This is a genomic window from Streptomyces sp. NPDC088350, assembly GCF_044753545.1.
Lineage (GTDB): Bacteria > Actinomycetota > Actinomycetes > Streptomycetales > Streptomycetaceae > Streptomyces.
Window position 1 is genome coordinate 121,760 of the sequence record NZ_JBIVNL010000021.1, and the last position, 22,877, is coordinate 144,636.

General features: G+C 69.7%; 9 protein-coding genes. 6 read left to right on the forward strand and 3 right to left on the reverse strand.

Features of this window, described 5'->3' with window-relative positions; genetic code table 11:
- Window positions 1–98: 98 nt before the first annotated feature.
- The 3 genes from ACIQBL_RS46020 to ACIQBL_RS46030 all read right to left on the reverse strand — a co-directional run bounded on the left by ACIQBL_RS46020 (window position 99) and on the right by ACIQBL_RS46030 (window position 12,076).
- Complete coding sequence (locus tag ACIQBL_RS46020) at window positions 99–6,722, reverse strand: amino acid adenylation domain-containing protein (RefSeq protein ID WP_401954489.1); 6,624 nt, start codon at window positions 6,720–6,722, stop codon at window positions 99–101.
- A 258-nt stretch (window positions 6,723–6,980) separates the two neighbouring features.
- Window positions 6,981–8,783 carry a flavin-containing monooxygenase gene (locus ACIQBL_RS46025; protein WP_401954492.1) on the reverse strand — a complete coding sequence of 601 codons (1,803 nt, stop codon included), beginning with the start codon at window positions 8,781–8,783 and terminating at the stop codon, window positions 6,981–6,983.
- 89 nt (window positions 8,784–8,872) lie between these two features.
- Window positions 8,873–12,076 (reverse strand): condensation domain-containing protein, encoded by a 3,204-nt coding sequence (locus ACIQBL_RS46030; protein WP_401954494.1) that lies wholly within the window; start codon window positions 12,074–12,076, stop codon window positions 8,873–8,875.
- Between the two features lie 684 nt (window positions 12,077–12,760).
- On the opposite strand from ACIQBL_RS46030, the gene ACIQBL_RS46035 reads away from it, so the two are divergent.
- From ACIQBL_RS46035 to ACIQBL_RS46060, 6 genes are all read left to right on the forward strand, one after another.
- Window positions 12,761–13,429 carry an LmbU family transcriptional regulator gene (locus ACIQBL_RS46035; RefSeq protein WP_401954496.1) on the forward strand — a complete coding sequence of 223 codons (669 nt, stop codon included), beginning with the start codon at window positions 12,761–12,763 and terminating at the stop codon, window positions 13,427–13,429.
- Window positions 13,430–13,706: 277 nt separating this feature from the next.
- Window positions 13,707–14,414: a thioesterase II family protein gene (locus ACIQBL_RS46040; RefSeq protein WP_401954499.1), complete on the forward strand. Its 708-nt coding sequence runs from the start codon at window positions 13,707–13,709 to the stop codon at window positions 14,412–14,414.
- Window positions 14,411–15,259 carry a mycofactocin-coupled SDR family oxidoreductase gene (locus ACIQBL_RS46045; protein ID WP_401954502.1) on the forward strand — a complete coding sequence of 283 codons (849 nt, stop codon included), beginning with the start codon at window positions 14,411–14,413 and terminating at the stop codon, window positions 15,257–15,259. The genes ACIQBL_RS46040 and ACIQBL_RS46045 overlap by 4 nt, the downstream gene beginning before the upstream one ends.
- Before the next feature lie 59 nt (window positions 15,260–15,318).
- Entirely contained in the window at window positions 15,319–18,213 is a 2,895-nt protein-coding gene (locus ACIQBL_RS46050) for an amino acid adenylation domain-containing protein (protein WP_401954504.1), read from the forward strand.
- A gap of 508 nt (window positions 18,214–18,721) precedes the next feature.
- The gene (locus ACIQBL_RS46055) at window positions 18,722–20,185 is read left to right on the forward strand and encodes a 3' terminal RNA ribose 2'-O-methyltransferase Hen1 (protein WP_401954507.1); all 1,464 of its coding nucleotides are present in this window, start codon (window positions 18,722–18,724) and stop codon (window positions 20,183–20,185) included.
- Entirely contained in the window at window positions 20,182–22,728 is a 2,547-nt protein-coding gene (locus tag ACIQBL_RS46060; RefSeq protein WP_401954510.1) for a polynucleotide kinase-phosphatase, read from the forward strand. The genes ACIQBL_RS46055 and ACIQBL_RS46060 overlap by 4 nt, the downstream gene beginning before the upstream one ends.
- Window positions 22,729–22,877 lie beyond the last annotated feature (149 nt).

Below are 22,877 nucleotides of genomic sequence, written 5' to 3' on the forward strand. Positions count from 1 at the left end.
CTTCCTATCGGGTCGAATTCGCTGCACGGGTGATCGAGGGCGTGCCCGGCGGTGTGGGGACGTGCCTGGACCTCCCCCGGACACTCGGTCACGTGGGGTCAGGCGAGCGGCTGCTCCGGCGGGACACCGGGACGGGCCAGCACCCGCCGCCTTCCGGGGCCGAGCCCCGGCCGGGTCGCCGGCCGGTCCGGGTTCGCGTTCCGGCGAGCCGGTTCCGGGACGTCGACCTTGCCGAGGGGCCGGTCGGGGTCGGAGGTCAGCTCCGCGAGCAGCAGGCTGAGCCGCTCGGCCGATGCCTGGACCGTCTCGTGGTCGAACAGGTCGGTGGCGTACGCGATGATCCCCGTGATACCGGTCGGTCGCCCGTCCGGCTCGTACGACCCCCGCAGCAGGAAGTTCAGGTCGAACTTGGGCGATTCGTGTTCCGGGATGGCGAACTCGCTGATGTCGAGTCCGGGGAGTTCGAAGGCGACCTCGGTGTTGGTGTCGAAGGACAGCATGACCTGGAAGAGGGGGTGGCGTGCCGCGGTCCGCGGCGGGGCGATGATCTCCACCAGGCGTTCGAGGGGGAGGTCCTGGTTTTCGAAGGCGGCGAGATCTGATTCCCGTACCCGGGTGAGGAGTTCGGTGAAGGTGGGGTCGCCGGAGACGTCGGTGCGCAGGACGAGGGTGTTGAGGAAGCAGCCGACCAGGTCGTGCAGGGCCTCCTCGGCGCGTCCGGCGACCGGTGTGCCCAGCGGGATGTCGGTCTCGCCGGTGAGCCGGGACAGCAGGACGGCGAGGGCGGCCTGGACCACCATGAACGGTGTCACTCCCGTCCGCCGGGCCAACTCCGCGACACGGACGTGGACTTCGGCGTCGACGGTGACGGGGACCCGGGCGCCGTGTCGGGCGGGGGTGGCGGGGCGTGGCCGGTCGAAGGGCAGGTCGAGTTCGACGGGGAGTGCGGCCAGGGCGTCGCGCCAGAAGGCGGACTGGCGGGCGACGGTGCTGGTGGGGTCGTCTTCGGAGCCGAGCAGGTCGCGCTGCCACAGGGCGTAGTCGGCGTACTGGACGGGCAGTTCGGTCCAGGCCGGTGCGGTGCCGGCGGTCCGTGCGGTGTAGGCGGTGGCGAGGTCGTTGCCGAGAGGGCCGACCGACCAGCCGTCGCAGGCGATGTGGTGCACCAGCAGCACCAGGACGTGTTCGTCGGGGCCGGTGCTGAAGACCTGTGCCCGTAGCGGGATTTCGGTGGCGAGGTCGAAGACGTGTCCGGCGGCCTGGATCACCAGGTCGGTCACCTGCTCGTCGTCGGTGTCCGTCCAGGCCGGCGGCAGCGTGACCGTGTCGGCGGGCAGGATCTGCTGGACGGGTTCGCCGTCGACGACCGGGAAGACGGTCCGCAGGCTCTCGTGCCGGCCCACCACGTCGGCCAGTGCCGCCGCGAACGCCTGTCGGTCCAGCGGTCCGGACAGCCTCAGCACCAACGGCATGTTGTACGCCGCGCTCGGCCCCGCCAACTGGCCGATGATCCACAACCGTTGCTGTGCGAACGACAACGGCAGCGACTCCGGACGCACCCCGGCCACCAGCGCCGGACGCGAGGAGCCCCCCTCGACCAGCGCACCGGCCAGGGCGGCGACCGTCGGCGCCTCGAACAGCGTGCGGATGGTGATCTCCATCCCGAGCAGGGCGCGGACGCGGGCGACCAGCCGGGTCGCGAGGAGGGAGTGCCCGCCGAGTTCGAAGAAGTGGTCGTCGACGCCGACGCCGGGCAGACCCAGCACCTCGGCGAACGCCGCGCACAGCATCTCCTCCCGCACGGTCGTCGGAGCGCGGTGGGTCGAGGCGACCGCGTAGTCCGGGACGGGCAGGGCCTTGCGGTCCAGCTTGCCGTTGGCGGTCAACGGCAGCCGGTCCAGGACCACGACCGCGGCCGGCACCATGTAATCCGGAAGCGGCCCCGCGGCATGCCGGCGCACCAGGCCGGGCAACTGCGCGATCTGTTCCGGGGATTGACCCGGAGCGGGTACCACATAACCGACCAGACGCTTGTCACCAGGGATGTCCTCGCGGACCACCGCCACGGCCCGGGCGACACCGGGACACCGGGCCAGCACCGCCTCGACCTCCCCGACCTCGATCCGGAACCCCCGGATCTTCACCTGGTCGTCGGCCCGGCCGACGAACTCGAGGGTCCCGTCCGCCCGCCACCGCGCCAGGTCCCCGGTCCGGTACATCCGCTCGCCGGGCGCACCGAACGGGCACGCCACGAACCGCTCCGCGGTCAGTGCGGGACGGTTCAGATAGCCACGCGCCAGACCGGCACCCGCCACGTACAACTCGCCCGTCACACCGGGGGCCACCGGTCCCAGGCCGTCGTCGAGCACGAACACCCGCATGTTGAAGGTGGGTCCGCCGAGGATCGGCCGCGGTGTGGAGCGCGGCTCGGCGAAGACCTGGTAGACCGTGCACTCCGTCGGCCCGTAGAAGCTGAAGCTGCGGGTGCCCTCACCCAGCGATCCGAGCCACTCCCAGAGCGAGTCGGGCACGGCCTCGCCACCGACCACGAGCAGTGCCGGAGTACGGCGGCCGTTGTCGAACAGGCCCTCCGACACGGCGGCGGCCATGTGCGTGGGGGTCAGCTCCAGGAAGTCGACGTCGTGTGCGTCCAGCCAGGTCGCGAGGAGGCCGATGTCGGAGAGCACCTCCGTGCTCACGAGGTGCAGCTCGTGCCCCTCCAGCAGGCACGACAGCTGGTCCCACACCGCGTCGAAGGATATGGAGGTGGTCAGCGCGACCCGCAGCGGGCGACGGTCCGACAGATCGGCGGCGCAGGCGAAGACCGACTCACGGTGAACGGTGATGAAGTTGGTGATGCTGTGGTGCGGTACCGCCACGCCCTTGGGAGTTCCGGTGGAGCCGGAGGTGTAGATGACGTAGGCGGGATGGGCGGGGGTCAGCGGGCCGGTGCGCTCGATGTCGGTCGGGTCGTGACTCCAGGCCGGGTGGGCGCTCAGCTCCTCCTGGACGGCGTCGTCGTCCAGGACCAGCAGGGGCGCGTCGGCCGGCAGCCATGCCGCGGTGGCCCGGAGCGTCACCACGTACGACGGCTTCGCGTCCTCGATCATGAACCGGACCCGTTCCTTCGGGTACTCGATGTCGATCGGGAGATACGCCGCGCCCGCCTTGAGTACGCCGAGCAGCGCCACGACGAGGTCGATCGACCGTGGCAGTGCCATGCCCACGATGTCCTCGGGGCCGACCCCGTGCTCGATCAGATGGTGCGCGAGCCGGTTGGCGCGGGTGTTGAGCTCGCCGTACGTCAGGGTGGTGCCGTCGAGGACGACCGCGGTGGCCTCGGGGGTACGGGCGGCCTGGTCCTGGAAGAGCGCCGGCAGGGTCGTGGGCGGGACGGGGCGGGCGGTGTCGTTCCAGGTGTGCAGCACCTTGTCCTGCTCCGCGGCCGAGAGCAGCGGGACCTGGTCGACCCGCTGGTCCGGGTTGGTGGCCAGGGTGCCGAGGACACGGGTGAAGCGTTCGGCGAGCTGCTCGATGCTCGCATGGTCGAACAGGTCGACGGCGTAGAAGACCGCGCCGGTCATTCCGGCGGGCCGGCCGTGCTCGTCGAAGCGTTCGCGCAGGTCGAAGGAGAGGTCGAACTTCGCCGGGGTGTCCGCGTCGGGCAGGACGCTCGTGCGCAGACCGGGCAGGTGGAGCACGGGATCGGCGTTGTTCTGGAGCGCGAGCGCGACCTGGAACAGCGGATGGCGGGCCATGGAGCGGGCCGGGGCCAGCTCCTCGACCAGGCGCTCGAACGGTACGTCCTGGTGCGCCAACGCGTCGAGCGCGTGCTCCCGCACCCGGGCGAGCAGTTCACCGAAGGACGGACCGCCGGAGACGTCGGTGCGCAGGACGAGGGTGTTGACGAAGAACCCGACGAGGTCGTCGAGCGCGGTGTCGGTGCGCCCGGCCGTCGGGGTTCCGATCACGATGTCCTGGCCGGCGCCGAGCCGGGAGAGCAGCACGGCCAACGTGGCCTGGAGCACCATGAAAACCGTCGCGCCTTCGTCCCGGGCCAGTTCGGCGACCCGGGCGTGCAGCGCCGCGGGGATCTCCAGCGGCACGCTCCCGCCCCGATGCGTGGCCACCGCGGGGCGGGCCCGGTCGACGGGCAGCGGCAGTTCCTCCGGTATGTCGGCCAACGCGCCGCGCCAGTAGGCCAGTTGCTTGCTCAGCAGGCTCTCGGGGTCGGTCGCCTCGCCGAGCAGTTCACGCTGCCAGAGCGTGTAGTCCGCGTACTGGACCGGTAGCGGTGCCCATCCCGGTTCCTGGCCGGCCAGGCGCGCGGTGTACGCCACCGAGAGGTCCCGGGCCAGCGGCACCAGCGACCAGCCGTCACCGGCGATGTGATGCACGAGCAGCACCAGCACGTGTTCGTCCGCACCGGCTTCGAACAGCCAGGCCCGGAACGGCACTTCGGCCGCGAGGTCGAAGCAGTGGCCCTCTGCCTCGCTGACCGACGCGGTCAGGCCGGACGGCCCGGCCAGGGCGGCCGGTACCACGGTGAGCACCTCGCCGAGCGCCTCGACCGGCACCACCCGCTGGTAGGGCCGTCCCTCGACCGACGGGAAGAGTGTGCGCAGCACCTCGTGGCGCCCGAGGACATCCCGCAACGCCGCGTCCAGCGCACCGGTGTCGATCGCACCGGAAAGCCTGATGGCCGCCGGGATGTTGTAGGTGGCGCTCGGGCCCTCCAACTCGTGCAGGAACCACAACCGCTGCTGCGCGGACGACAACGGCAGCGGCTCCGGACGATCCGCGGTCACCAGCGCCGGACGCGAGGGGCCCGCCCCGGCCAGCGCTTTGGCCAGGGCGGCGATGCTGGGGGATTCGAACAGCGTACGGATGCCGAGTTCGACCCCGAGCAGGGGGCGGATGAGGGCGACCAGCCGGGTCGCGAGCAGGGAGTGGCCGCCGAGAAGGAAGAAGTTGCCGTCGATGCCGACGGTGGACAGCTCCAGGTTCAGCACCTTGGCGAACGCGGAGCACAGGATCTCTTCCTGGACCGTCGTCGGAGCACGGCGGGCGGCCACGACGGCCTGGTCCGGTGCGGGCAGGGCCTCGCGGTCCAGTTTCCCGTGATCCGTCAGCGGCAGCCGGTCCAGGACCACGACCGCGGCCGGCACCAGGTGCGCAGGCAGCAGCCCGGCAGCGTACTCGCGCAGGATCGCGGGCAGTCGTAGGGTCACTTCCGGGTCGAGGCCGGGGCCGGGCACCACGTAGCCGACCAGACGTTTGTCGCCCGGGATGTCATCGCGGGCGACGATCGTGGCCTCGGCGATGCCGGGGTACCCCGCGACTACCGCCTCGACCTGGCCGAGTTCGCTGCGGAACCTGCCGGTCTGCGTCCGGTGGTCCGTCAGGTCGATGGGCCGGTCGGGGTCGGAGGTCAGTTCTCCGAGCAGGTGGTCAAGCTGCTCGGCCAGTGCCTGGACCGTGTGGTGGTCGAACAGGTCGGTGGCGTACTCGAGAAACCCCTTGATGCCGGTCGGCTGTCCCTGCGGACCGAACCGCTCCTCGAACTCGAAGTTGAGGTCGAATTTGGCTGTTTCGGGTCCGGGGATCTTGAACTCGCCGGTCTTGAGTCCGGGGAGGTCGAAGGCGGCCTCGGTGGTGGTGCCGATGGACAGCATGACCTGGAAGAGGGGGTGGCGTGCCGCGGTCCGTGGTGGGGCGATGATCTCGACGAGGTGTTCGAAGGGGAGGTCCTGGTTCTCGAAGGCGGCGAGGTCCGTTTCCCGTACTCGGGTGAGGAGTTGGGCGAAGGTGGGCTCGCCGGAGACGTCGGTGCGCAGGACGAGGGTGTTGAGGAAGCAGCCGACCAGGTCGTGCAGGGCTTCCTCGGTGCGTCCGGCGACCGGCGTGCCGAGCGGGATGTCGGTGCTGCCGCCGAGTCGCGACAGCACGACGGCCAGGGCGGCCTGGACGACCATGAACGGTGTCACGCCGGTCTGTCGGGCCAACTCCGTGATGCGGGTGTGGACTTCCGCGTCGATGGTGATGGGTACCTGGGCGCCGTGCTGGGCGGCTGTCGCGGGGCGTGGCCGGTCGAAGGGCAGGTCCAGTTCGACGGGGAGTGCGGCCAGGGCGTCGCGCCAGAAGGCGGACTGGCGGGCGACGGTGCTGGTGGGGTCGTCTTCGGAACCGAGCAGGTCGCGCTGCCACAGGGTGTAGTCGGCGTACTGGACGGGGAGTTCGGTCCAGGCCGGGGCCGTGCGGGCGGTTCGTGCCGTGTAGGCGGTGGCGAGGTCCTTGCCGAGGGGGCCGATGGACCAGCCGTCGCAGGCGATGTGGTGGATCAGCAGCACCAGGACGTGTTCGTCCGGCCGAGTGGCGAAGACGTGGGCGCGCAGCGGGATTTCGGTGGCGAGGTCGAAGACGTGTCCGGCGGCCTGGACGGCGAGGTCGGTCACCTGCTCGTCGTCGGTGTCCGTCCAGGCCAGCGGCAGCGTGACCTCGTCGGCGGGCACGATGTGCTGGACGGGTTCGCCGTCGACGACGGGGAAGACGGTCCGCAGGCTCTCGTGCCGGCCCACCACGTCATCCAGCGCCGCGACCAGCGCCTTCCGGTCCAGGGCCCCGGACAGACGCAGCACCAACGGTATGTTGTACGCCGCGCTCGGCCCCGCCAACTGACCGATGATCCACAACCGCTGCTGCGCAAACGACAACGGAATCATGCAGGCTACCTCGCTGTTTCCGACCGCTACCAGTCTCGATCCGCAGCCGATGGCTCAGGCGCCGAAACCACCGGCCGGGCGTCGGGCCGCAGCGGGATCGGGAGCCGTTATGTCGGCGGAATTAATTGGCAAAGAGAAAACGGATTTGTGTCGACTTCGCGAGGCTAGCAAGCGGCACTCGCCAGGGTGAATGAGTCCCGGGCACCACTCGACGGAGCCCGGGAGGACTGTCTCGCCGGCGAGACGGGGCAAGCGGCTTCACTCGTCCGAACGGTGGAATTCCAGGCCCTCGAACTCCCCGCTGCCCCGCCATTCCTGAAGGTGCCGGAAGAAGCCCAGGCCATCGGGGAACTTGTATTCGTCCCAAAGGGAATGTGGACCGAGTTCCACTCCCTCGTTGTTGGAGTAGCCGGGGGTGCATTCCGTGTTCAGGAAGGTGCGCCACTCCGGATCGATTCCCACGTTGCTCATCCAGGCGTCCTCCGCCTGCCGGGTGAGTTCGACGACGTCGGCTCCCGTGGTGACCGCGTGCGCGACGACGGTGGCGACGGTCCTGGCCGCCTCGGACAGGTTGTGCGAGAGGTTGGAGAACCGCGTCCCGCCCGTGAGCGACTGAACGAGGAACGCGTTCGGGAACCCGTGCACATGGAGTCCGTGCATCGTGCGCATGCCGTCGGTCCAGTGCTCCGACAGTCGCTTGCCGTCCCTGCCGACGGGGTCGAATCCGGCGCGCCGGGTGGGCGCGGTGCCGACCTCGAACCCCGACGCGTAGATGATGCAGTCCACCTCGTACTCGGTGCCGTCCACCACGACACCGCGCGGCGTGATCCGCTCGACCCCCTTGCCTTCCGTATCGACGAGACGGACCGTCGGCTCGTTGTAGGCGTCCAGATACTCGTCGTGGAAGGTCAGGCGCTTGCACGCCAGGTGGTACCAGGGCTTGAGGAGTTCCGCGGTCCGTGCGTCCTTGACCGTCTCTTCCACCCGGGCGTGGATCTGGCCCATCTTCTTCAAGTCCGCGTAGTACCAGGGCTCGAGAGGCTTCTCGGACGTGTCCGACTCCGCCGGCACGTCCTTTTCGGCATTGCCCCACATCTTGGCCATGGCGGTCCAGCTGTCGTTGACCAGATCCTCGGCCGGCGGCTCGGCCGACGTCATGGTGGCCGCGTAGTTGTCCAGCCAGCGCTGCTGCCATCCAGGCGTGGCCATCTGCGCGAACCACTCCGGGTCGATCGGCCGGTTGTTGCGGACCTCGATGACGGAGGGCGTGCGCTGGACCACGAACAGTTCCTGGCATGCGGTGGCCAGGTGGGGGATGCACTGCACCGCGGTGGCGCCGGTGCCGATGATCGCCACCCGCTTGTCCCGCAGGTTGCCCAGCGGCCCGCCGACCGGGTCGCCGGTGTAGGCGTAGTCCCACCGGCTCGCGTGGAAGGTGCGGCCCGCGAAGGTCTCGATGCCCGGGATGCCGGGGAGCTTCGGCACGGACAGGTGGCCGAGCCCCATGCTCACGAACTGGGCGGTGAACTCGTCACCGCGGTCGGTCCGCACCGTCCACAGCTGGGCGGACTCGTCCCAGTCCAAGCCGGTGACCCGGGTGTGGAAGAGCGCGTTCTCGTACAACCCGTACTGCTTGCCGATGCGTTGGCAGTGCTCGAGGATCTCCGGGCCGCGCACGTACCACTCGGTGGGCACGTAGCCGGTCTCCTCCAGCAACGGCAGATAGATCAGGGACGCGATGTCGCACTGGACGCCCGGGTACCTGTTCCAGTACCAGGTTCCGCCGAAGTCGCCGCCGGTGTCGACGATCCTGACATCGGAGACCCCCGCCTCCTTCAGATGGGCGCCCGTCATCAGGCCGGCGAACCCCCCGCCGATGACCGCGACCGTGACGTGGTCGCGGTACGGCTCGCGTTCGATGCGATCGGTGAAGGGGTCCTCGTTCATGTGCGCGAAACCGTCACTGAGGGGCAGGTATTGGTCGATGCCGTCCGGCCGCAGTCTCTTGGCCCGCTCGGCGGCGACTTTCGCGACATGCTCCGACACCTTGTGCCTGGACATAAAAGTCTCTCCTCACTCATGCATTTCTCCGGCCGCCCCGACACCGGTTTCAAGAACGCGGTCATCGAGCTACGAACGCGTCGCCACCGTCATGAGTCCGCTCTCCTGCCCAGCACGGGCCGCGGCGCGCTGACCTCGGCACTGAGCTGAGCGGCGAGCTCCCCGAGCGACTGCACTTCGAAGAACGCCCGCAGCCGCAGTTCACAGCCCATGACGGCGCGCACCCGACCGATGACGATCATGGCGAGCAGCGAATCTCCGCCGAGAACGAAGAAGTTGTCGTCGACGTCCGTCTGCGGAACGCCGATCACCTCGGCCACGATCTGGCACAGCTGCCGTTCACGGGGGTCGTCGGACACCGAGACGCTTCGGACGGTGTCCGACACGGTGCTCGACGGCGCGCCGCCCGACAGCGTCCTGCGGTCCAACTTCCCGTCGGGCGTGGTCGGAAGAGCGGCGAGAACCTGCACCCGGTCGGGCAGCAGCGTGGAGGGGAGCCTGTCGCGCAGGAACTCTTGGACGGTGGCGGGCGTCAGCGCGTCCCGGCCTTCGGCGCCGGGCGCGACATACGCCACCAGTTCGGCCGTGCGGGTGCCGACCCCGGTCGCCACGACCGCGGCGTGGGTGATGGCGGGGTGCCCGAGCAGTACGGCCTCCACCTCCGCCGGCTCGACGCGCAGGCCGCGGATCTTGACCTGGTCGTCGAGGCGTCCCCACAGTTCCAACTGCCCGTCGGGACGCAGCCGGCCCTTGTCGCCGGTGCGGTACATGCGTTGTCCGGGGACGGGGCTGAAGGGGTCGGCCACGAACCGCTCGCTGGTATGCGCCGGCTGTCCCGCATACCCCTGCGCCACGCCGAGTCCACCGATGCAGATCTCACCGACGAACAGGGGCGGCAGCAGCTGCAACTGGTCGTCGACGACGTAGATCCGTGACGTGCCGGCCGCGCGCCCGGCCACCGGCTTCGGATGTTCGCGGATCTCCGCCCTCGCCGACTCGACGGTGCACTCGTTGAGGCCGTAGGCGTGGAACGCGAGCAGCCCGGGCTGGTCGTGCAGGCGCTGCCACAGCCGGTCGGACGGTCGCTCGCCACCGATCACCACGATCTTCGGCGGGTGCGGGAGCGTCAGGAGGCCGTCGTCGACCAGCATGTCCAGCGTGCCGCTCGCGCAGTCGAGCACCTCGATCGCCGTCTCGGGATCCGATCCACGGGCGAGGAGCTGATACGGGTCCGTTCGCTCCTCCTCGTCGATCAGCAGCAGCCGGTGCCCGAAGGCGATCATGCCGAGAAGGTGAGTGACGAACACGCCGGAGGTGAGGGAACTCAGCGCACCGACATTCAGCTGACGGCCTTCGGGCAACCGCGCGTACATGGGCGCCAGTTGGGTGGTGGCGAGCGCGAGAAGGCTCGCCTGACCGACGACCACACCCCTCGGCTGTCCTGTGGAGCCCGGTGTGAAGACCACGTAGGCCGGAGCGGCGGCCGGGCGACGCGCGAAGCCGCCGTCGGCCGGATCGTCTCCGGAGACCGTCTCCGCGTCCGCCAGGAGGGCGGCCGGCGAGACGGTCTCCACCTCGGCGAACGTCTGGTCCGCGATGACGAGAGCGATGCCCGCCTCCTTGAGGAGCAGGCGGCGGCGGAACTCGGGCTGTTGCGGATCCAGCAGCAGGAAGGCGCCGCCCGCGCACCAGGTGGCGAGCATCGCGACGATCAGATCGCCGCGCCTGTCCAGGCAGATCCCCACCACGGTGCCGGTCCGCACGCCGTGCGCCCCAAGGCCCGCGGCCATCGTCCGCGCCCGGTCGGCCAGTTCGGCGAAGGTGAGCCGCGCGCCGTCCGCGACGACTGCCTCCCGTTCGGGCACGGCAGCCGCGGTCAGCTCGAAAAGGTCCCACGCGGACGTGGGTTCCGAGGGGGTACGGCTGCCTTCCGGTGCACCGCTCGCGCCGAGCGCCAGCGTCTCCGTCAGCGCGGCTTGGTCGAGGAGCGGGATGCTGCCGAGCGCGACATCGGGTTGCCGGCTGAGTGAGCCCAGCAGGTCGCCGTAGGCCTTGGCGAACCGCTGCATGGCTGCCTCGGAGAACCGCTGGCGGTTGAATTCGACGTTGAGTGAGACTTCGCCTGCCAGCTGCTGTATGTCCAGCCTCAGGTCGAACTGAAGCCCCGACAATTCCGCAGGTTCCGGCAGGAGCGTCACCTGGAGACCTTCAAGTGCCCATACGTCGCTCAGGTCGAGCATGCCATAGGTGATGGCGGCCTGGAACAGGGGGTTGCGGTCGGCGTCACGCTCGGGAGCCAGTGCGCCCACCACCACCTCGAACGGAACATCCTGGTAGTCCAGTGCGTCGTGAACTGTTTCGCTCACGAGACCGAGAAGCTGATCGAAGGTCAGTGCCGAATCCACCCGGCAGCGCAGTGCCACTGTATTGGAGAAGAATCCGATCGTTCCGAAGAGTTCTGGGACCGGTCGGCCGAGCGTCTGCGTTCCGACCGATATGTCGCTCGTTCCCGCCCAACGCTGCAGCAGAACGAAGTACACGGACAACAGGCCGGCGAACGGGGTCACCGAGCGAGCCCGGCAGAACTCTTCGAATTCTGCCACCACACTCTGTGGGACGGCGATCGGCAACCTCGATCCGATCATTCTGCCCGGGTTCTTCTCTCCGTCCTCCGGCATCGACGCCGGCTGAATATCTGCCAGCTGGCCACGCCAGTAGTCCAGGTCGGCATCATCCACTTTGGAGGCGTTCTCCGTCAGGCAGAAGTCGGCGTACTGTGCGGCCGGCACCCCGAAGGCGGGCGCGTGCGGGTCCGCATAGGCGAGACCGAGCTCTTCGGCGAATACCTTCCCGGAAACTTCGTCCGCGATGATGTGGTGGAACACGAAGACCACCAGGTGGAGGCTCGGCGATATCCGTATCACCGACGTTCGCCAGAGCGGGCCCGACGAAATGTCGAACGGGAGGTCGGCGACCCTCCTGGCCTCGGCGTCTGCCCACGCTCGGCGCTCGTCCTGCGAGTCGCCCTCGGCCTCCACGAGGTCGATCAGGACCGGCTGCGTGGCGTCGCCGTCCTCGTCGTGCACGCATTGGAAGACTTCGCCGCCGCGCTCCAGAAATGTGGTTCGAAATGCCTCGTGCCTGCTGCGCAGCACCTGAAGCGCGCGCTCCAGCCTGTCTGTCGAGAGATCTCCGTCGACGGTGAGAACCGGCCTCCAGACGTCAGACGAGTTGTTCGGTCGCATCACCGAGGAGAAGTACATCCTGCGCTGCGGTGACGAGGCGGGAACCATACGCGAATGACGCTTGCCCGCGAGACCGTCACCCTCAAGATCCGGCATATCCAGCTCATGTGTGTGACGTATTCGGGGCACGGAAGCCCTCCCCCATCGATCGGCCGTTCCTTCGGTAACACCTTATTTTCGGGCCGCATTTAAAGCCCGTCGCCGCGAGAAGAACGTGGACCCCAAACATGACGCCTCGCCGGGGTCATATCCAGCCCTGGCGAGGTAGTTCGCTCCGCTCACATGTCTCGCCGGCGAGACATCGCAGGACGCAGACGCACTCTCGCGCCGATCGGCCGGGAACGTGGCGAATTGTCCGATGGGTGGCGCGGGGCGGCGCGGAAATCGGTAACGCAAATAGGGGAGCCGGCGCAAGAGGGATTTTGCTCAAAGAAAAGATCTTATAGATGAAGGGCTCCTCGACCCGCGCGAGCTCTCGCGCTCGTGTCGATCCCGAGCGAGTAGCAATATGCGAGTGCGGGCGGCAGTCGACCCGTCCCCGTGCCGTAGCGGGCGGCCCGACTATCGCGCACAATTACGCCCTGGATGACGTCCAACTGTTACGATTGGCCAATACATGCGAAAGCATCAACCAACGGGGGATCGTTGAGTACTGCTATCCTAACAAAGAGGACAAACGAGACAACTGCGCGGAACGCTGCAACGGCAAGCACTGCAGGGCAACTGCTGAGTATGGGCGTGCAGTTCCACAAGTCGGGCTTGTCGTTCACATCCAGGCAGAGCCTCAATATATGGGAGCAAGTCGGGACCGGACTTCTCTCTTTCGCCGACTCTTCTACCTGGTGGATCGCCGACTGGCTGGTTTATGGTGAATCCGAGTTCCAGGACCGTTACTACGAAGCCATCAAGCGGACGTCGCTCAGCTACCAGACGCTTCGTAACTACACGTGGGTCGCGCGCAAGTTCCCGCTGGCCCGCAGGCGGCAGAATCTGAGCTTCAGTCATCACCTTGAAGTGGTGGCGCTCGATCAGCCGGAACAGGACTACTGGCTGAGGAAAGCGGAAGCGATGGGCTGGAGCAGAAACAAGCTTCGCGGGGAGGTTCGTAGCAGCCTCCGCGCGCGGCAGGGCGAGGTGACCGAGTCCGGGAGCCGTGCTGAGCTGGACAAGGTCGGCCCCGCCGGGGCCGGTTCGGCTTCGGAGCCGGTCAAACCCGCCGCGACCGGATCCGGCTCGGGTCCGGACCGCCGCGACGCCGACCCCTCGCCCGAAGCGAGCCTGCTGCGCATTGAACTCCCGGCCGAAATCCTGGCACAGATCCGGACCGCTGCCAGGAAGGAAGGCGCGCCGGTCGAGGCCTGGGCGATGGAGATACTGCGGCGGGCTGCCGGCGGGTCCTGAGGCAAGGGTGCCGTCGCACGTCGGGAGACCTCCTGGGCGTCTTTCCGACGTGCGACGGCCGCCGGTACCGTCCTGAAAGCGAGCCGCGGCGCATGTTGTCACTCGCCGTCGGGCAGGCCCAGGTAAATACCTTCGGCGTCCTCGAACGGATTCGCGGGACAAGGTTTTCACCGGCAACACGAACCAGGATTCCTCATTTGTCTGGACGCGTTTAACCGGTGTCCATGACGATGAAGGCGCTGTTGGGCGAATGGCATTCCAAGTATGAGGATGATAAATGACCCTGTCATTGTTGTGCGTACCCTTCGCCGGGAGCGGCGCCGGCTTCTACAGGGCCTGGCCGAACGGCGGTGAGCAGGGTCTTCGGATCGTCCCGTTGCAGATGCCTGGCCGGGAGGAGCGTTTCCTGGACGACCCGTACAAGGACGCCGCGGAGGCGGCCAAGGACCTTGCCGGCGCCGCGCTCCGCCTGGTCGGCGGGGCGGAACGAGTGGTGCTCTTCGGGCACAGTCTCGGCGCCCTGCTCGCCTACGAGACGGCTCGTGAACTCCAGGCGCAGGGCTTCACCGCGCTGGAGCACCTCTTCGTGAGCGGGTCCCCCGGTCCCCGGAGCGGTCGCACCGGGCGGACCGCGGAACTCGACGACGACACCTTCGTGGAGCGGGTCGCGGAGCTCGCCGGGTACCGGCATGCGGCACTCGACGACCCCGACCTGCGGGAGGTGCTGCTTCCCCTGCTACGGGCGGACGTGGCCCTGCACGAGGAGTACCGACCCTTTTCGGACGAGCCGTTGACGCTGCCTGTCACCGCCCTGCGCGGGACGGACGACGCCCTGGTGAGCCGGGCGCAGTGCGCGACATGGGAGACGGCGACCACCGGGCCGTTCGAGCTGAAGGAACTCGCCGGCGGACACATGTATCTGACCGAGAGAGAACAGGATCTGCTCGCTGTCATCGGCGCCGTGGCGCGAGGCGCCCGCACATGACGCGCGACAGGAAGAGTGCCGCGGGTGCGGCCCTGGAGGGCAGGACCGCGGTGATCACCGGCGCCGGCCGCGGCCTGGGACGCGCCTGTGCGCTGCGGTTCGCGGAGGAGGGAGCCGACCTCGTTCTGCTCGACGTGGGCGAGGACATCGAGGGCGTGCCCTACCCCCTGTCGACGAGCGGTCAGCTCTCGCACACCGCCAAGCTCTGCGAGGAGCGCGGCGCGGCGGTGCTGGCGGAGTCCGTCGACGTACGCGGCAGTGTCACGCCGGCCGTCGAGAAGGCGCTCGACCGCTTCGGCCGTATCGATGTCCTCGTCAACAACGCGGGCATCGCCGCCCCTTCGGGAAAGGCCGTCCACGAGATCACCGAGGACGAGTGGCGTCTGATGATCGATGTCGACCTCTCCGGCGCGTGGCGCATGATCAAAGCAGTGGCGCCGACGATGATCGCTCAGCGGCGGGGCAGCGTCATCAACGTCTCCTCCACCGCCGGCCTGGTCGGCTATCGGCACTTCGCGGGGTATGTCGCCGCCAAGCACGGGCTGATAGGGCTGACCAAGGCCGCGGCTCTCGACTACGGGCCGCACCGGGTCCGGGTCAACGCCCTCTGCCCGGGCTCCGTCGCGGACGACCCGGCGGTCGACGGCCGGATGCTGTCCGAGATCGCTCGCTCCCTGGACGTGGCCGTGGAAGACCACGAGAGGGTCTTCGTCCAGGCGCAGCCGATGAACTCGCTCATCGCGCCCTCCGACATCGCCGGCGCCGCCCTCTGGCTCGCCGGTGACGACTCCCCTCAAGTGACCGGCAGCGTACTGACCGTCGACGGGGGCTTCACCGCGCGCTGACCCGCGTCGGCCGACCGTGTTCCCCGCACCCTTCTTGGCGCACCGACAGGAGTTCCCCGATGGCGACAGCCCACTGGTCCGTGCCGCCGCACTGCCACGAGCCGGCCGCCCTGTGCCACAGCCTGACGGTCGGGTGCCCGCGACCCCCCAGCGGCAGTGAGCTTCGGCGACGGTTGGAACAGGTCGGCGAACTCGCCGAAGGCGTGCTGTGGGAACGGCGCACCCGGGAGCGCTCGACGGCACCGGGCGCGCAGCAGTACGCGGAACAGGAAGCCCGCCGGCCGCTGCGCGCCACCTCGGGTCCGCGGCTGCGCATCACGCTCGTGCGGTACACGGACGACGTCGCCGATCTGGTGCTGGTCGCCGCCCGGGACGCCCTGTCCCGGGCGGCACTGAGCGACTTGGCCGGGTTCCTGACCGGCGGTTGCCTGCCCCGCGCAGGTCGGCACGGCACCGCGCGTGAAACGAGCGGGGCGGGGGCCGTCCCGCTCGCGGGGCCGGAATGGGGTCTCGGTGACCCCGCGCGCCGCGGTGTCGTCGGCGCGGCCCGATTCGCTACGACGGTCCGCGAAAACCCGGTGGACCAGAAGCTGTTGACCGCCGCGACCGCCATCGTCCTGGCCCGGTACGACGCCGAGGAGACACCGCGGATCGCCCTGCTCGACCCCGACGCGACAGGACCCGACGCGCTGTCCACGTACGTCCTCAAGTCCGACGACACCATGTCCGTCGCCGGGTTCCTCGCCGGCTGGCCCGAGACACCGGAGCCGGCCGGCGAACCGGCGACAGAACTCGGGGGTGGCCTCGCGATCCCCGTGGGCATGGTCTTCGGCGAGTGGGACGACGCGCGGCAGTACTACCCCTGCCTCGCGCCCGTCTTCCCCCTCACGCTCCAGGCCGAGCAGCGCCCGGACCGGTCCTGGAGCGGCACCTGCTGGTACGACGAGGGTGTGATCGATCCGCGGATCGCGCACGCCTTCGCCGAGCAAGTGGCCCATGTCGCACAGTGGTTGGCGGATCTGGGCGGGTCAGGGGAAGAACTGCCGCTGTCGGCCACCCCCCTGATGCCGGCCGAACGCGCCGCCGACATCGTGCGGCGGGGAGCGACTCCTCCGGTCGCCGCGACCCCCACGGCCGGTTCGACCGTCCACGGGCGCTTCGAGGACCTGGTACGCCGCCGTCCGGACGCGGTCGCCGTCACGGACGGCACCCGCACTCTGACCTATCGCCGGCTCGATGAGCAGGCGGAACTCATGGCCGAGGGGCTGCGCTCCTCGGGGGCGGTGCCGGGGAGCACGGTCGGCGTGTGCCTGGAGCGCGACGCGACCCTCGTCGTCACCCTGCTCGCGATTCTCAAGTCCGGCTGCGCCTACGTACCCATGGACGTCAAGTACCCGCACGAGCGCCTGCGTTACACGGTCGGCAGCGCCGGGGTGCGCGTCGTCGTCGCCGCAGCCGACGTGTTCCCGGTCGTCGAGGGCGTTCGGTCCGTGTCCCCCGAGGAGCTGCTCCGGCTCGGCGAGCGGAGCGCCTCCCGCGGCCGGACCGCACCCTGCGACGAGAACGACCCCGCCTACATCATCTACACATCCGGATCGACGGGACGGCCCAAGGGCGTCGTCGTCCCGCACCGCAACGTGCTGGCCCTGGTCGAGGGCACGACCGAGGACTTCGGGCTCGGCGCGGACGACGTCTGGACGATGTTCCACTCCAGCGCGTTCGACTTCTCCGTCTGGGAGATCTGGGGCTGTCTGCTGACCGGCGGGCAACTCGTGGTGGTGCCCTTCTGGATCACGCGGGACACGGGGGAGTTCCACGCACTGCTCGCCGAACGACGCGTCACCGTGCTCAACCAGACGCCCTCCGCCTTCCTGCCCCTCGTCGCACAGGACCGGGAATCGCCCGCCGGGCTCGCGGTGCGCCTGGTGATCTTCGGCGGCGAGCCGCTGGACGCCCGCGAGCTGCTGCCCTGGTTCGCCCGGCACCCCGAGGCGGAGTGCCGTCTGGTCAACATGTTCGGGATCACGGAGACCACCGTCCACGTGACGGCGCAGACCGTGACGCCTCAGGAGGCTCTGCGGGGGAGCCGGTCGGTGGGCCCGGCGCTCCCCGGCTGGTCGGTGTCCGTACGCGGACCGCGAGGAGAGGTTCTGCCGGTGGGAGCGGCGGGCGAGATCTGGGTCGGCGGAGCGGGAGTCGCCCGTCACTACCAGGGGCAGCCGGAGCTCACGGCGCGACGTTTCGTCATCGACCCGGTGACCGGTGAGCGGATCTACCGCAGTGGCGACAAGGGCCGCATGAGGCCGGACGGGTCCCTGGAACACCTGGGCAGGATCGACAGCCAGGTGAAGATCCGCGGGTACCGGATCGAGCTGGACGAGATCCGCAACGTTCTGCTCGGAGCACCGTCCGTCTCCGGGGCGACCGTCGTCGTCCACCACGACGAGAGCGGCGATCGAGCAGCCGACCGGCTGGATGCCTACGTAGTGCTCAAGAAGGACGCGACAGTGGCCGTGGTCGCGGAGCACGCCAGGCAGCTGCTGCCCGACTACATGGTCCCGGCAACGGTCACAGAGCTCGGTGCCATCCCCTTGACGATCAACGGCAAGGTCGATGTCGCACGGCTCCCCGCACCGACTGCCCCTCGGCCGGCGGCGGAGTCCCCGGATCCCGTCGGGACCGGGTCCGCCGACCGGCTGGAGCGCGACGTGCTGGACATCTGGAGCCGGCACCTGGGTACGCGGGTGGGCCCTGAGGACAACTTCTTCGCGCTGGGCGGCAACTCGCTGCTGGTCGTGCGCGTACTGGCCGAGGTCAAGGAGCTCGGTGTACCGAAGATCGCCGTGCGGGAGTTCTACCAGAACTCCTTCGTACGACAGTTCCTCCAGCTGGTCAGGGGGCGGATCACTCCCGCTTCCGACGCGCCGGCTGCCACTGGTGGCACGCGGAGCTGACCTCGGCGCGGGGACGGGACCGGCGCTCACCTGACGACGTGCTGTGCGCAGCCTGTCGTGGGGGTGTCTTTCCTCCGGAGAGCCCGTGGCGGACCGGGCTGGGCCCGCGCTGCTTCGGCAGGAGCCTGCCTCGCCAACCGTCAGCCCCGGATCAGGTCGAACCCGTACACCACTTCCCTGGACGCACCCCTCCGACCGGCCTGCCGGAGGCGGCCCCGGTACCGGCGGCCGGGCGTGTGCGGGGGAGGGAAAATGCCTGAGTACGTGAGGGATGTTCGCTGTACGTTGTGGAGGCGCGCTGAACCAGGGGCGCCGCGTGGCCGGCTGATCGCTGCGTGGCGTGCACATCACTACGAGGGCGAGGACGGCTCCGGAGCAGTGATCGCCGAGGCGCGCTCTCCTATCGTTGCGGTTCCCCGGCATTCGGCGCGTGTGCACGGAATGTGCACGGCAGTGGACCGCACGACAAGTATCCGCAGCTCAGAAGACGTTTCGAGGCCTACCCACCGTGTTCCTGACGATCACCACCACCGGCACCCCCGAACGCCCCGCCACCGACCTCGGTTTCCTGCTGCACAAGCATCCCGAGAAGGCGCAGACGTTCTCCACGTCCTACGGCACGGCGCACGTCCTCTACCCCGAGGCGGATGCCCAGCGCTGCACGGCGGCGCTGTTGCTGGAGGTCGACGCGGTGGCGCTGGTCCGGCGCGGCAAGGGCAAGGGGCGCGGCGGCGCGCCCGACGCGGCACTCGCGCAGTACGTCAACGACCGCCCGTACGCGGCCTCTTCACTGCTCGCCGTGGCATTGAGCGCGGTGTTCTCCAGCGCCATGCGCGGTGTGTGCAACGCCCGCCCCGAGCGCGCCGGGCAGCCGCTGCCGCTGCGCGTCGAGGTACCCGCGCTGCCCGCCAGGGGCGGCACCGACCTCGTACGCAAGCTCTTCGCACCCCTCGGGTGGACGGTGACGGCCGAACCGGTCGCGCTGGACGCCGAGTTCCCCGAGTGGGGCGACTCGCGGTACGTGGGTCTCGTACTCGAATCGGAGACGCTGACCCTCGCCGAGGCGCTGCGCCACCTGTACGTGCTGCTTCCGGTGCTCGACGACGCCAAGCACTACTGGGTGGCGTCCGACGAGGTCGACAAGCTGCTGCGCGCCGGTGAGGGCTGGCTGCCCGCGCACCCGGAGCAGAAACTCATCACCAGCCGCTATCTGTCCCGCCGTTGGTCCCTGACCCGGGAGGCGATGGAGCGACTGGAGCTCGTACGGCTCGCGGAGGCGGACGACAGCGAGGTCGAGGACATCGACAACGCCGTCGCGGCGGAGACGGAGGCCGAGGAGAGGCCGACGCCGCTCGCCGTCCGGCGCCGGGAAGCGATCGTCGACGCGCTCAGGTCCTCCGGTGCCGCCCGTGTGCTCGATCTCGGCTGCGGGCAGGGCCAGTTGGTGCAGGCGCTGCTCAAGGACACCCGGTTCACGGAGATCGTCGGCGTCGACGTGTCGATGCGGGCGCTCACCATCGCCGGCCGCCGCCTCAAGCTCGACCGCATGGGGGAGCGGCAGTCCTCGCGCGTCCAGCTCTTCCAGAGCTCGCTCGCCTACACCGACAACCGCCTCAAGGGGTACGACGCCGCCGTGCTCAGCGAGGTCGTCGAACACCTCGACCTGCCGAGGCTGCCGGCGCTGGAGTACGCGGTGTTCGGCGCCGCCCGCCCCCGCACGGTCCTGGTGACGACCCCGAACGTCGAGTACAACGTCCGCTGGGAGACCCTCCCGGCCGGACACGTCCGGCACGGCGACCACCGCTTCGAGTGGACGCGCGCGGAGTTCCGGGACTGGGCGGGAAAGGTGGCCCAACGGCACGGCTACGACGTCGAGTTCGTGCCGGTCGGGCCCGACGACCCCGAGGTGGGACCGCCCACCCAGATGGCTGTGTTCAGCGTGAGTACCGTGAAGGAGGAGAAGGCCGCATGACGAACGAGACCCCCGCGAAGGTGCGCACCCTGCCCGTCACCGACCTCTCCCTCGTGGTGCTGATCGGCGCCTCCGGTTCGGGCAAGTCCACTTTCGCGCACCGCCACTTCAAGCCGACCGAGATCATCTCCTCCGACTTCTGCCGGGGCCTGGTCGCCGACGACGAGAACGACCAGAGCGCCAGCCGGGACGCCTTCGACGTCCTGCACTACATCGCGGGCAAGCGCCTCGCCGCCGGCCGCCGCACGGTCGTCGACGCGACCAGCGTGCAGCAGGACAGCCGACGCCAACTGATCGACCTGGCAAAGCAGTACGACGTCCTGCCCATCGCCATCGTGCTCGACGTACCGGAGGAGGTGTGCGCCGAGCGCAACGCCTCCCGCTCCGACCGGGCCGACATGCCGCGCCGCGTCATCACCCGCCACACCCGCGAACTCCGGCGCTCCCTGCGGGGATTGGAGCGCGAGGGCTTCCGCAAGGTGCACGTGCTGCGGGGCGTCGAGGAGATCGAGAACGCCACGGTCGTCACCGAGAAACGCTTCAACGACCTGACCCACCTCACCGGCCCCTTCGACATCATCGGCGACATCCACGGCTGCGCTGCCGAACTGGAGACCCTGCTCGGCAAGTTGGGCTACGACGACGGCGTCCACCCGGCGGGCCGTACGGCCGTCTTCGTCGGCGACCTCGTCGACCGCGGCCCCGACTCGCCCGGTGTGCTGCGCCGCGTGATGTCCATGGTCGGCTCGGGCAACGCGCTGTGCGTACCGGGCAACCACGAGAACAAGTACGGCCGTTACCTCAAGGGCCGCAAGGTCCAGCACACCCACGGCCTGGCGGAGACGATCGAGCAGATGGAGGAGGAGACCGACGCATTCCGTTCCCAGGTGAGGGAGTTCATCGACGGACTCGTCAGCCACTACGTCCTCGACGGCGGCCGGCTCGTGGTCTGCCACGCCGGCCTGCCCGAGAAGTACCACGGCCGCACCTCCGGCCGGGTCCGCTCGCACGCGCTGTACGGCGACACCACCGGCGAGACCGACGAGTTCGGCCTGCCGGTGCGCTACCCGTGGGCCGAGGACTACCGGGGCCGCGCGGCGGTCGTCTACGGTCACACCCCGGTCCCCGAGGCCACCTGGCTGAACAACACGATCTGCCTGGACACCGGTGCCGTCTTCGGCGGCAAGCTGACCGCGCTGCGCTGGCCGGAGCGGGAGCTGGTCGACGTACCGGCCGAGCAGGTCTGGTACGAGCCGACCCGCCCGCTGCGGAGCGAGGCACCCGGCGGCCACGACGGCCGTCCGCTCGACCTGGCGGACGTGCACGGGCGCCGGGTGGTGGAGACGCGGTACGCGGGCCGGGTGTCGGTACGCGAGGAGAACGCGGCGGCGGCCCTTGAGGTCATGAGCCGCTTCGCGGTGGACCCGCGCCTGCTGCCGTACCTTCCGCCGACGATGGCACCGACGGCGACCTCGCGGATCGAGGGCTATCTGGAGCACCCGGCCGAGGCCTTCGCACAGTATGCGCAGGACGGGGTCGCGCGGGTCGTGTGCGAGGAGAAGCACATGGGCTCGCGGGCGGTGGCGCTGGTGTGCCGGGACGCGGAGGCGGCGGCGAAGCGGTTCGGTGTGGACGGCCCGACGGGATCGCTGTACACGCGCACGGGCCGCCCGTTCTTCGACGACGCGGCGGTCACGGAGGAGATCCTGGGCCGACTGCGCACCGCGCTCGACGAGTCGGGCCTGTGGGCGGAGCTGGAGACCGACTGGCTGCTGCTGGACGCGGAGTTGATGCCGTGGTCGCTGAAGGCGTCCGGGCTGCTGCGCGGTCAGTACGCCGCGGTCGGTGCGGCTGCGGGGGCGGTGTTCCCGGGTGCGCTGGCCGCGCTGGAGGGTGCCGCCGGGCGGGGTGTCGACGTGGCCGAGCTGCTGTCCCGGCAGCGTGAACGCGCCGCCGACGCCTCGGCGTTCACCGACGCGTACCGGCGCTACTGCTGGACCACGGACGGCCTCGACGGTGTCCGGCTCGCCCCGTTCCAGATCCTCGCGGTCCAGGGCCGCAGCCTCGCCGGACTCCCGCACGACGACCAACTCGCCCTGCTGGACCGGCTGGTGGAACACGACAGCACCGGCCTGCTGCAGACCACCCGGCGCCTCCACGTCGACACGGGCGACCCCGAGTCGGTACGGGCCGGCGTCGACTGGTGGCTGGAGATGACCGGGCGGGGCGGGGAGGGCATGGTCGTCAAGCCGGTCGGCGCGGTGGTGCGCGGCGAGGCGGGTCGACTCGTCCAGCCCGGTATCAAGTGCCGTGGCCGTGAGTACCTGCGGATCATCTACGGTCCGGAGTACACGCGGCCCGACAACCTCGCCCGGCTGCGGGGGCGTTTCCTGAACCACAAGCGGTCGCTGGCGATCCGGGAGTACGCGCTCGGTCTTGAGGCGCTCGACCGGCTGGCGGAGGGGGAGCCGCTGTGGCGTGTGCACGAGGCGGTGTTCGGGGTGCTGGCGTTGGAGTCGGAGCCGGTGGATCCGCGTCTGTGAGGGTGCGGGTGGGTGGGGGTGGCCGTCCCCGGGGGGGGCCCCCCCCCCCCCCCCCGGTGCCCCCCCCCCCCCCCCCCCGGGGGGGTTGGGGGGGGGGGGTGTAATAAACATGAAACGGGGGGGTGGGGGGGGAGGTGGTTATATCCCCC

Bases quoted from the DNA above. Each gene is read 5' to 3' on its own strand.
- ACIQBL_RS46025 (WP_401954492.1), bottom strand. From the start codon at position 8,783: ATGTCCAGGCACAAGGTGTCGGAGCATGTCGCGAAAGTCGCCGCCGAG.
- ACIQBL_RS46060 (WP_401954510.1), top strand. From the start codon at position 20,182: ATGACGAACGAGACCCCCGCGAAGGTGCGCACCCTGCCCGTCACCGAC.
- ACIQBL_RS46045 (WP_401954502.1), top strand. From the start codon at position 14,411: ATGACGCGCGACAGGAAGAGTGCCGCGGGTGCGGCCCTGGAGGGCAGG.
- ACIQBL_RS46040 (WP_401954499.1), top strand. From the start codon at position 13,707: ATGACCCTGTCATTGTTGTGCGTACCCTTCGCCGGGAGCGGCGCCGGC.
- ACIQBL_RS46030 (WP_401954494.1), bottom strand. From the start codon at position 12,076: ATGGTTCCCGCCTCGTCACCGCAGCGCAGGATGTACTTCTCCTCGGTG.
- ACIQBL_RS46035 (WP_401954496.1), top strand. From the start codon at position 12,761: ATGGGCGTGCAGTTCCACAAGTCGGGCTTGTCGTTCACATCCAGGCAG.
- ACIQBL_RS46050 (WP_401954504.1), top strand. From the start codon at position 15,319: ATGGCGACAGCCCACTGGTCCGTGCCGCCGCACTGCCACGAGCCGGCC.
- ACIQBL_RS46020 (WP_401954489.1), bottom strand. From the start codon at position 6,722: ATGATTCCGTTGTCGTTTGCGCAGCAGCGGTTGTGGATCATCGGTCAG.